Source organism: Microbulbifer marinus (assembly GCF_900107725.1).
GTDB lineage: Bacteria > Pseudomonadota > Gammaproteobacteria > Pseudomonadales > Cellvibrionaceae > Microbulbifer > Microbulbifer marinus.
On sequence record NZ_FNQO01000005.1, the window covers coordinates 64,927 to 75,705 of the forward strand.

At 62.7% G+C, this 10,779-nt stretch carries 8 protein-coding genes; 6 read left to right on the plus strand and 2 right to left on the minus strand.

The window, feature by feature from the left end:
• Nucleotides 1-13: 13 nt before the first annotated feature.
• A complete protein-coding gene (locus BLW36_RS15765; RefSeq protein WP_091390958.1) occupies nt 14-1,006 on the plus strand; it encodes a D-alanine--D-alanine ligase in 993 nt (330 codons plus the stop codon).
• Between the two features lie 78 nt (nt 1,007-1,084).
• On the opposite strand, the gene BLW36_RS15770 is transcribed toward BLW36_RS15765, so the two are convergent.
• The gene (locus tag BLW36_RS15770; protein WP_091390960.1) at nt 1,085-1,657 is read right to left on the minus strand and encodes an HNH endonuclease; all 573 of its coding nucleotides are present in this window, start codon (nt 1,655-1,657) and stop codon (nt 1,085-1,087) included.
• Nucleotides 1,658-2,450: 793 nt separating this feature from the next.
• Here BLW36_RS15770 and BLW36_RS15775 point away from each other — a divergent pair.
• From BLW36_RS15775 to BLW36_RS15795, 5 genes are all read left to right on the plus strand, one after another.
• Complete coding sequence (locus BLW36_RS15775) at nt 2,451-3,992, plus strand: DUF7133 domain-containing protein (RefSeq protein ID WP_244506292.1); 1,542 nt, start codon at nt 2,451-2,453, stop codon at nt 3,990-3,992.
• A 170-nt stretch (nt 3,993-4,162) separates the two neighbouring features.
• On the plus strand, nt 4,163-4,420 hold the full coding sequence (gene xseB / locus BLW36_RS15780) for an exodeoxyribonuclease VII small subunit (RefSeq protein WP_091390962.1): 258 nt from the start codon (nt 4,163-4,165) through the stop codon (nt 4,418-4,420).
• 18 nt (nt 4,421-4,438) lie between these two features.
• Nucleotides 4,439-5,332, plus strand: a complete 894-nt coding sequence (locus tag BLW36_RS15785) for a polyprenyl synthetase family protein (RefSeq protein ID WP_091390964.1) — start codon at nt 4,439-4,441, stop codon at nt 5,330-5,332.
• Between the two features lie 133 nt (nt 5,333-5,465).
• Entirely contained in the window at nt 5,466-7,394 is a 1,929-nt protein-coding gene (gene dxs, locus BLW36_RS15790; protein ID WP_091390966.1) for a 1-deoxy-D-xylulose-5-phosphate synthase, read from the plus strand.
• Nucleotides 7,395-7,461: 67 nt separating this feature from the next.
• Nucleotides 7,462-9,318 (plus strand): DUF885 domain-containing protein, encoded by a 1,857-nt coding sequence (locus tag BLW36_RS15795; protein ID WP_091390968.1) that lies wholly within the window; start codon nt 7,462-7,464, stop codon nt 9,316-9,318.
• 108 nt (nt 9,319-9,426) lie between these two features.
• Here the strand turns inward: BLW36_RS15795 and rsgA are convergent, their stop codons facing one another.
• A complete protein-coding gene (gene rsgA, locus BLW36_RS15800; protein WP_170833247.1) occupies nt 9,427-10,557 on the minus strand; it encodes a ribosome small subunit-dependent GTPase A in 1,131 nt (376 codons plus the stop codon).
• Nucleotides 10,558-10,779: the final 222 nt, after the last annotated feature.

Sequence of the window (10,779 nt, forward strand, 5' to 3'; positions counted from 1 at the left end):
CAGGAATAACAGCATGATCAACACCCTGCTTATCTGCGGCGGTGGCGGCAGCGAACATGAGGTATCGCTGCGCACGGCAGACTTTATCGAACGCCAACTCGGCCACGTGGACGATATCTCCCTGGTGCGCGTGGAAATGGACGGCAATGGCCGCCTGACCGACAGCCAGGGCCGGGTACAGCAGTTATCCCAGGACCGCATGCTGCGCGATGCAGACGGCGAAGCCTGGGAGGTTCACTATGTGATCCCGTCCATCCACGGCTATCCCGGTGAAACCGGCGATCTGCAGTCGCAACTGGAGCTGTTCGGCATCCCCTATTACGGCTGCGGCCCCGAGGCGAGCAAGATCTGCTTCAACAAGATCACCACCAAACTGTGGCTCAATGCACTGGGCATCGACAACACGCCCTACCAATTCCTGTGCAGCAATGAGGCGGAGGAAGTTGGCAAGGCCAGTATGGCCCTGCAGGAATGGGGCGAGGTGTTTGTAAAGGCCTCCAACCAGGGCTCTTCGGTCGGCTGCTACAAAGTGACCTCGGCAGAGGAACTGGAAACTGCCCTGGAGCAAGCTTTTGCGCTGTCGCCGTATGTGCTGATCGAAAAGTGCCTGAAAGTACGCGAGCTGGAGGTGGCCACCTACAGCTACGAAGGCGAGCTGATGATTACCCCGCCTGGAGAGGTATGCGCTCCAGAGGGCACCTTCTATACCTACGAGGAAAAATACGCCGAGGGCAGCCACGCCGTCACCCATGTGGAGGCCCAGGGGCTCAGCGACGCCCAGCTGAGCTGGATCCGCGAGGCGTCACGGCGCACATTTGTCGGTCTGCAGTTAAAGGATCTGTCGCGTATCGACTTCTTCCTGACCGACGATGGCGAAATCTACCTCAATGAGGTCAATACCTTTCCCGGTATGACGCCCATCTCGATGTTCCCCAAAATGCTGGAAAATGCCGGCCACGACTTCTCCCAGTACCTGACCAGCCTGATTCGTGCGGCAGTGCAATAGCTGCTTTGAAAATTGCCCGCTGCGGCAAGATTTTGAACCGGGATCCACTTCTCGCTATCAAGGTCTTCCTCCCATCGGTTATGACACCTGAAGCCAGCCCTCCTGCCTGCGGCGGGAGAACTGGCTGCGCAGAAATTCCATCTGGTCGCCGCGAATACGCTCGCTGTTGATCAGTGCCAGGTACTCCGCGGCATTGGGGCAGAACGGCAGCGCCAGCAGCTCCAACTCGATATCCTCCAGCAGGCGATTGCCCTTGTGCTGATTGCAGCGACGGCATGCAGTCACGACATTTTCCCAGACATCCAGGCCGCCCTTGGACACCGGGTGCACATGATCGCGGGTCAGTTCGCCGGTGCGGAATTCCTTGCCGCAATAGAGGCAGGTGTGCGCATCGCGAAAAAAAAGCGCGCGGTTGGTCAGCGGTGGCCGCCTGCGTGGGCGCGCCATGCGCTCCCCGCCGCAGGCGATAATCGCCGCCAGATCCAGCGTCGAGCGCTCGCCGTAGCGATTGATGCCCCCGTGCACCCGCTGCACGACACCGCCCAGCGACCAGGTCACCAGTTCGCGCACATACAGGCAGGCCGCCTCCTGCCAGCTCAGCCACTCGAGCGGTTGTCCCGCCAGGTTCAAACGCAGAATTCTCGGTTGCATCACTTCGCCTCCCCACAGATGAATGGACCACAGCCGCTGTTTCGAATTTGCCGCCGTGCCAGTAGCCGCCAACTGCCGGGCATGCTGGAAACGGAAGCGGGAAAAGAGGAGGAGTGCCGCGCGCGCTTTCCGAGCGTATCTGCTGAACCGAGAAGTGGAGCACCGGGATGCACTGCACAAAAAAGCCCCGCCGGTTTCCCGGCAGGGCTTTTGCGAAAATTCAGGAGTGAGAGGGGGGACGCCCGCCAGCACATTGGAGGCTGAAGGAAAGCGGACATTGCTAGCAGTAACTTACTGAATGCATCACCCTCCGCCGGCCGGTGAAATTTATGGCCGGACAGCACTGATTAAAGCGGAAATTTATTGCAATTTCCAGACAGGCGCGCGCAATGCACAGTATTTACACTGTGACAGTTTGGCCTCGGCAGGTTGCGGATCAAAAACAGGCGGGTAAAAATTAAAACACCGCCCAGGCATCCGGCCCGGGCGGTGCGTCTCACAGGATGGTGCCCATGTCCCTAGGGCGAGCGGCGCATTCCATTTATCCCTTGCCGCTGAAGTCAGTCCCTTAGTGCGTCCTTGCAATTTCATTATGGACAACGGCGAAAAAAATAGTAGGGGCAATCGGCTGATTTTCTTGTGCGAGATATCTCACAAGGCGGTGAAATATCCCACCCGCAGGAAGCGGCGAAGACGTGGGGCAACCCTTGTGGTAAAACAGGCGCCCTAATAACGAGATGCGATCACTATAGCCACTTTTATTACGAGATCAATCGTTGTCGTGAAAAGCCTGTTGAAATATGCGCTAATTTCTTTTATTGCGCTCGCGGTCGCGCTGACTGCAGTGGTTGTCTTTATGCCTGGTGTCAGCGTGCCCTGGAAACAGCTGACCGGCGGCGCGGACACGGACCCGCAAACCGTCGACCGGCAGCTGCAGGTAGCCGCGGGCTATCGGATCGAACTCTTCGCCGATGCGGTGCCCAACGCGCGCTGGCTGGCGGTAACCCGCCGCGGCGATGTGATCGTCTCGCAGCCGAAGCGCGGCCAGGTAACGCTGTTGCAGGCAGACGAAAACCGCGATGGCCAAACCGACGGGCAACGGGTGCTGATCGACGGCTTGCGCCGCCCGCACGGACTTTTCCTGCACGAGAACTGGCTGTATATCGCCGAAAGCGACGGCGTCGGCCGCGTGCCTTTCGATCATTCGGACGGACGCCTGGCCGGCCGCTATCAGAGAATCGTCGAGGGTCTCGCCGACGAGGGCAATCACTGGACCAAAACCATCGGCATGGGTCCCGACGGCTGGGTATACCTGAGCAGCGGCTCCACCTGCAATGTCTGTACAGAGGAAGACCCCCAGCGCGCTACGATCATGCGTTTCAGACCGGACGGCAGCGATCTGGAGATCTTTGCGACCGGCCTGCGCAACAGCGTCGGCTTCGACTGGTCACCGAAAAACGGCGGCCTCTACGCCACCGACAACGGTCGCGACTGGCTGGGTGATGACTTTCCGCCGTGCGAACTCAACTTGGTGGAAAAAGACGCCTTCTACGGGTGGCCCTACGCCAACGGCAACCGGATACCGGACCCGGATCTCGGGGTAAATTCCGGCGCCGACATCAAGCAGAAAATCGCCGCCTCGCGTCCGCCGGTGCACAACTTCCCCGCGCACAACGCGCCGCTGGGTATCACCTTCCTGCGCAGCCCCACGCAGCCGGCGGCCTATCGCGACGCGGCCCTGGTGGCACTGCACGGTTCCTGGAACCGCAGCGTCAAGGACGGCTACAAGGTGGTATCGCTGCACTGGGACGAGCAGGGCAATATCCACCAGAAGGACTTTGTGTGGGGGTTTCTCAGCGCTGACAAGTCGGAGGTCCACGGCCGCCCCGTTGCCATTGCCGAGGATGCCAGCGGCAACATCTATATTTCCGACGATTACGCCGGCGCCGTCTACCGGGTGACAACCGGAGACGGGGAATCCGCCGCAAACGTCGCCGCCAGCAAACCGCGCATGCAGGCACCCAACAAGCCCCTGGTCATCGACTCGGGCGCCGCGCAGCGCGGCGAGGAACTCTACCAGCGACATAACTGCGCCGAGTGCCACGCCACCCAGGTGCCGCTGCAGAATCTGGCCAAGAAGTACAACCTGCAGACGCTGGCGGACTACTTCGATACCCCGACGCCGCCGATGCCAAATTACGGCTTCAGCAGCACGCAGAAACGCGCCCTGGCACACTATCTGATGGCCCGGGAAGTCGAGATCGAATCCGGCGCAAATTTGCTTTTGCCGCCGGGCACCCCGGTTCCAATTGACCCCTCAGGCCCCAGCGGCTAAGGTTGCGCGGCACTATTAACCTGGCAATCCGACCGGTCACGCGCGACCCAGTGGATTGTCGCCCGCGAAATACCCGCGCTGATGCGTCGATCCACTGGTATTTCCGAGGCTCGCGCCGGCCCATGGCCGGCGGCGGCACATCCCGGTGTCGCAGACTGTGAGGCACAAAGATGGCGGCAAAAAAGAAATCGGCAACCTTTGAAGAAGCTCTGGAAGAACTGGAGCAGCTGGTCGAGCGCCTGGAGGCGGGCGACCTGCCACTGGAAGAGGCGCTGGCGGACTTCGAGCGGGGCGTGAAGCTCACCCGCGAGTGTCAGCAGAAACTCGCCAGTGCCGAGCAGAAGGTCAAGGTACTGATGGAAGAGAGCGGCACTATTCGCGAGTTGCCGTTCGATGCCGACGAAGGCAACCCCGAGGAAGATGCCTGAGTGACCGCCCCAGAACCCATGTCCGCGCAACTGCAGACCTTCCTGCAACAGGCCGCCACACGCGTGGAAGGCCAGATTGAACTAGCCCTCGGGCAGACCACTACCGGTGCCGAAACCCTGTTTGCGGCGATGCGCTACGGGGCGCTCGGCCCGGGCAAACGCCTGCGCCCGGCGCTGGTCTATGCCTGCGCGCAGACCCTGCGCGGCGCGGACTTCGAGCCGGAGCGCTGCGACGCCGCGGCGGCGGCGCTCGAATGTATCCACGCCTACTCCCTGGTCCACGACGACCTGCCGGCGATGGACGACGACGACCTGCGCCGCGGCCGCCCCACCTGCCATATCGAATTCGACGAAGCCAGCGCGATACTGGCCGGCGACGCACTGCAGACCCAGGCGTTCGAACTGCTGCTGGCCAGCGCCGGCGCACCGGAGCTAAAACTACGCCTGCTGGCGGAGCTGGCCGAGGCCGCAGGCAGCCGCGGCATGGTCGCCGGCCAGGCGATAGACCTGGATTCGGTGGCCAAGACTCTGGACCTGGCCCGGCTGGAAGCCATGCACCGGCTCAAGACCGGCGCCCTGATTCGCGCCAGCGCCCGTATCGGTGCCCTGCTCGGTGGCGCCAGCGAGACGCAGCTGGCGGCGATCAGCCGCTATGCCGAGGCCATCGGCCTGGCCTTCCAGGTGCAGGACGATATCCTCGACGTCATCGCCGACACCGCTACGCTGGGCAAAACCCAGGGCGCCGACGCCGCGCGCAACAAGCCGACCTATGTCTCCCTGCTGGGGCTCGACGGCGCGCGGGAGAAACTGCAGGATCTGCACCGGCAGGCGATCGATGCGTTGGCGCAGCTGCCGGGTGACAGCGGCCTGCTGCAGCAGCTGGCCGACTATATCGTACAGCGCAGTCACTAAGCCCGATTTTGCCCGCGCGCAGAGGCTGTCCGGGCGCCTTCGCAAGCGGACTCTGGCGGCAATCGGGATGCAATATCCCCGTCACAGGCATACAATCCCCTCTCTTACACATCAGTTGCAATTGATACCTTTGATGTTCGACGAAATTCCACGCACACGCCCGCAGACACCGCTGCTCGACGCCATCGATGAACCGGCGCAGCTCCGCGCGCTCGACGAGCGCCAGCTGCCGGAACTGGCGAACCAGCTGCGCGAATACCTGCTGTACTGCGTCGGCCAGACCGGCGGTCACTTCGGCGCCGGCCTGGGTGTGGTGGAGCTGACCATCGCCCTGCACTACATCTACAACACCCCGGAGGACCGACTGGTGTGGGATGTGGGCCATCAGACCTATCCGCACAAGATCCTTACCGGCCGTCGTGAGCAAATGCTCACCATGCGCCAGCAGGGCGGCCTGTCCGGTTTCCCGAAGCGCAGCGAGAGCCCCTACGACACCTTCGGCGTCGGTCATTCCAGTACCTCCATCAGTGCGGCACTGGGTATGGCGCTGGGCTCGCCGGACGAGCGCAAGGCGGTAGCGGTGATCGGCGACGGCGCCATGACCGCGGGCATGGCGTTCGAGGCGTTGAATCACGCCGCGCATACCGGCCGCGACATGCTGGTGGTACTGAACGACAACCGCATGTCGATCTCCAAGAACGTCGGCGGCCTGGCCACCTATTTCGCCAAGATTCTGGCCAGCAAGACCTACTTGTCGATGCGCGAGGGCAGCCGCAAGATCCTGTCCAAGATCCCCAAGGCCTGGCAGCTGGCACGGCGCACGGAAGAACACGTCAAGGGCATGATCACGCCCGGCACCCTGTTCGAGGAGCTGGGCTTCAATTACGTGGGGCCGGTGGACGGCCACAACATGCACGACCTGGTGCACACCCTGCGCAACCTGCGCGCCCAGCGCGGTCCGCAATTGCTGCATATCGTCACCACCAAGGGCAAGGGCTTCGGACCCGCGGAGGAAGACCCTGTCGGCTACCACGCCCTCAACAAGCTGGAACCGGAGCCGAAGGTACAGGTGGCCTCATATCCGGGGGAGAAAGGCGGCGAAAAGAAAAAACCCAAGTACCAGGACATCTTCGGCCGCTGGCTGTGCGATATGGCCGAGCGCGATCAGCGCCTGATCGGCATCACCCCGGCCATGTGCGAAGGATCCGGCATGGTGGAGTTCGCCGAGCGCTTCCCGGAGCGCTTCCAGGATGTCGCCATCGCCGAGCAGCACGCGGTGACGCTGGCGGCCGGCCTGGCCTGCGAGGGTCAGAAACCGGTAGTGGCCATTTACTCCACCTTCCTGCAGCGCGGCTACGACCAGCTGGTTCACGACGTCGCCATCCAGGATCTGGACGTCACCTTCGCGATCGACCGCGCCGGCCTGGTCGGGGAGGACGGCCCGACCCACGCCGGCAGCTTCGACCTGACCTATATGCGCTGCCTGCCGAATATGGCGATCGCCGCGCCCAGCGATGAGAACGAGTGCCGCCAGCTGCTGTACACCGCCTATCAATACCAGGGCCCAGCGGCGGTGCGCTACCCGCGCGGCACCGGCCCTGGGGTCGAAATCCGCGAGGAGATGACAGAACTGCCACTGGGCAAGGGCCGCATGATGCGCGAAGGCAGTCAGGTGGCCATCCTGAACTTCGGCACCCTGCTGACGCCGGCGCTGGCCGCAGCGGAAAAGCTCGACGCGACCGTCGTCGACATGCGCTGGGTCAAACCGCTGGACGAGAAACTGATCGACGAGCTGGCTGCCAATCACCAGCTGCTGGTCACTATCGAGGAAAACACCGTCGCCGGCGGCGCCGGCAGTGCGGTGATGGAATACCTTAACAGCAACGGCACCCTGATCCCGCTGCTGCAGCTGGGACTGCCGGACAAGATCATCGAGCACGGCAAACACAAGGACCTGCTCGCCGCCATCGGCCTCGATCCCGGCGGTATCGAAGAACAGATTCGCCGCCGCCTGCAGCTGTTGCACGGCAAGGGCTTCAAGGGACAGGCGGCCGCTATCTAAACCACTAAAGGGCCCTCGAGGGCCCTTTTTTTCACTGAATTATTTTGCATTCGGATGAGGGGGGACCATGTCCTTATTCAGAAAATCACTTGTCGCCGCCATCGGCCTGATCGCGGCGACCGCCGCCTCGGCGATGGAGGAGCAGGCCTTTGAAAAAGCCTTCGACGCACTGCCGAAAAAAGGTGCCAGCGAGCAGCTGAAGGCACTGCAGGATCTGCGCTATCGCTGGATCATGGAGAGCTTCCCGGGCTCGGCCACCTACGAGGGCTACCCCGGCGTCAACGACCGCTGGACCGACGCCTCCGACAAGGGGATCGAGCGCCGCCAGCAGCAGACGCGCCGCATGCTCGCCGCCAGCCGCCATATCGACGAAACCGCGCTGCCAGAGAATCAGCAACTCGATTACCAGCTGCTGTACCAGGACCTGCTGTCCGAAGTGAAGGGTTTCCAGTTCCCCGAGCACCTGTTGCTGGTAAATCATATGAACGGACCCCAGCGCAATGTACCGGCAATATTGAATGCGATGCCAAAGCGCACCGTCGCCGATTACGAGACGATCCTCACCCGTCTGGAAAAACTTCCGGCACTGATCTCAGAAGTCCAAGCACTGATGCAAAAAGGGCTGGAAAAGAAAATCACCCCGCCGCAGATCACCCTGCGCGACCTGCCAGGGCAGATCCGCGCGCTGGTCCCCGCCGATCCCAAGCAGAGCCCGCTGCTGAAAGCCTTTGCGGAAATGCCGAGTACGATTTCCGCCGGCCAGCAGCGCCGCCTGCAGCAGCGCGCCTTCGCGCTGTATCACAAGGATCTGGTGCCGGCCTGGCAGGGCATGGCGGAATTCGTCGAGCGCGACTATATCCCTGGCGCCAAGGTGGACACCGCCTTCACCAGCATGCCGGACGGCCTGCGCTGGTACGCGCACAAGGTACGCGACAACACCACCACCACGTTGAGTCCGGAGGAGATTCACCGTATCGGCCTGGCCGAGGTGAAACGCATCCGCGGCGAAATGGAGCAGATCATCCGCAAGACCGGCTTCCAGGGCGACTTCAAGGACTTCACCGATTTCCTGCGCACCGATCCACAGTTCTACTACACCGACCGGGAAGAATTGATGCGCGGCTACCGCGATATCGCCAAGCGTATCGATGGTGAATTGCCGGCACTGTTCGGCACGCTGCCGCGCCTGCCCTATGGTGTGAAGCCCATCCCCAGTTACTCGGAGAAATCCCAGACCACCGCCTACTACCAGCCTGGCTCCAATGAAGCCGGCCGCGCCGGGGTCTTCTTCGCCAACACCTACAACCTGCCCAGCCGCCCGAAATGGGAAATGGAAGCATTGACGGTGCACGAGGCGATGCCCGGCCACCACCTGCAGATCGCCCTGGCGCAGGAACAGAATGACATTCACCCGCTGCGGCGTATCGGCGGTTACACCGCCTTCGTCGAGGGCTGGGGCCTCTATTCCGAGAGCCTCGGCTACGACCTGGGTCTGTACAAGGATCCCTACAGCGAGTTCGGCGCCCTCACCTACGACATGTGGCGCGCGGTACGCCTGGTGGTGGATACCGGCATGCACCAGCTGGGCTGGAGCCGCGAGCAGGCGATCGAGTACTTCATGAACAACAGCGCCAAGCCGCTGCATGACGTGACCGTGGAGATCGACCGCTACCTGGTGTGGCCGGGCCAGGCCCTGGCTTACAAGCTGGGCCAGCTGAAGATCAAGGAATTGCGCACCAAGGCCGAGGAGCAACTGGGAAGCAACTTCGATATCCGCGCCTTCCACGACCAGCTGCTGGGCGCCGGCGCCGTGCCGCTGAATGTACTGGAAAGCCGCATGGACGACTGGATCGAAGCCCAGAATGGCAGCTCCGCCGCGAGCAAAACCACGCCGGCGCAGAGCGGCCAGGTAACAGCGAGCTGACGCTTTGCCGGGGTGAGCGTGACGTTCACCCCGGCAACTCCCCTTTCGATATAAGGTTCGGCCATCCACCTCCTCCATTCCCAAACTGTAAGAACGGACGGCCTATTCTCAGTCGCCGCGCTGCTTGCGCTCCCGCGCGTGACTCTGCACCTCGCGGTAGAACTGCCCCAGTGCCCGGTCGCCGGCGCGTTGCTCGGCCAGGGTGCGGGTGTTGCGGGCGACCTCGCGCTCCAGCTTGCGCCAGTTGCGCAGCCGCCGTTCATCCAGCTCGCCGGTATCGATCGCTCCCTGCACCGCGCAGCCCGGTTCCGACTCGTGGTGGCAGTCACTGAACCGGCAACTGCGCGCCAGGGCACCGATATCGTCGAAAGTGGCCGCGAGGCCGGCTTCGACGTTGGCCAACCCCAGTTCGCGCATGCCGGGGCTGTCCAGCAGCAGGGCGCCCCAGGCCAGTGGATACAGGGCGCGATGGCGAGTGGTGTGACGCCCCTTGCTGTCGTCCTCGCGGATCGCCGCCGTAGCCGCCAGCTGATCACCGGACAGACTGTTCAGCAGCGTGGACTTGCCCACGCCGGAGGATCCGAGCAGTGCGATCGTCTCACCCGGTAGGCACCACTGGCGCAACTGCGCCACGCTGTCGCGGTCGAGCCCGTTCACCAGCGCGAACGGCAGGTCCCGGTAATCCTGCAAGTCCTCGATATAGCCGCTGGTATCGGCGCACAGGTCCGCCTTGGTCAGCACCAGATAGGGCCGGCAGCCGGCTTCGCGCGCCAGTGTCAGGTAGCGCTCGATACGGGACAGACTGAAGTCCTGATTGCAGGACGACACGATCAGCACGCTGTCGACATTGGCGGCAATCAGCTGCAGTTGTTGCGCCCCGGGTGCCATGCGCTGAAACAGGCTGCTGCGTTCGAGTCGGCGTACGAACTTTCCGCCTTCGCGTTCGAGCAACAGCCAGTCGCCAACGGTGGGGCGCTGTTCGATATCCTCAGCCACCATCGCCGGCACGAGCGGCAGTGAGCGCTCACCCTGTTCACCGGCAATTTCCAGCTGGCTGCGATGTACGGCCATAACCCGCACCGGCTCGCAGTCACTCAGCTCGGCGAGCGACAGCTGTTGTTGGAAAAATGGTTTCCAGCCCAGTCGCTGCAACGCGGAAAGCTGGCGTTCACCGCTCGACGGCACAGCGGCGCTGCCGCGCCCGATGCGGGAGCGGCGTGAAATCAATGATTTACTCAAGGTCAAAACCCTCAGGGCGCACAAGGCGCATTGCGACCGCGAGAATGCGGTCAACGGGGCTTCCGGTGTGGGGAAACCCGACGGTTAGGATAGTCGCCGGGCTGGGGCAGCTTGCTGTTGCAGCTCAGTGCCGAGAGGCCCGGCGAAGGATGGATACAATCATCTGTAGTCCTCCGCTGGTGAATATTTAGGCGCGAATCTAGCAGCGCTTCGGCCACTGCG

What these genes read in the sequence shown, in the direction of transcription:
- BLW36_RS15770 (WP_091390960.1), bottom strand. Translation starts at nt 1,657, where the DNA reads ATGCAACCGAGAATTCTGCGTTTGAACCTGGCGGGACAACCGCTCGAG.
- dxs (WP_091390966.1), top strand. Translation starts at nt 5,466, where the DNA reads ATGTTCGACGAAATTCCACGCACACGCCCGCAGACACCGCTGCTCGAC.
- BLW36_RS15765 (WP_091390958.1), top strand. Translation starts at nt 14, where the DNA reads ATGATCAACACCCTGCTTATCTGCGGCGGTGGCGGCAGCGAACATGAG.
- xseB (WP_091390962.1), top strand. Translation starts at nt 4,163, where the DNA reads ATGGCGGCAAAAAAGAAATCGGCAACCTTTGAAGAAGCTCTGGAAGAA.
- BLW36_RS15785 (WP_091390964.1), top strand. Translation starts at nt 4,439, where the DNA reads ATGTCCGCGCAACTGCAGACCTTCCTGCAACAGGCCGCCACACGCGTG.
- BLW36_RS15795 (WP_091390968.1), top strand. Translation starts at nt 7,462, where the DNA reads ATGTCCTTATTCAGAAAATCACTTGTCGCCGCCATCGGCCTGATCGCG.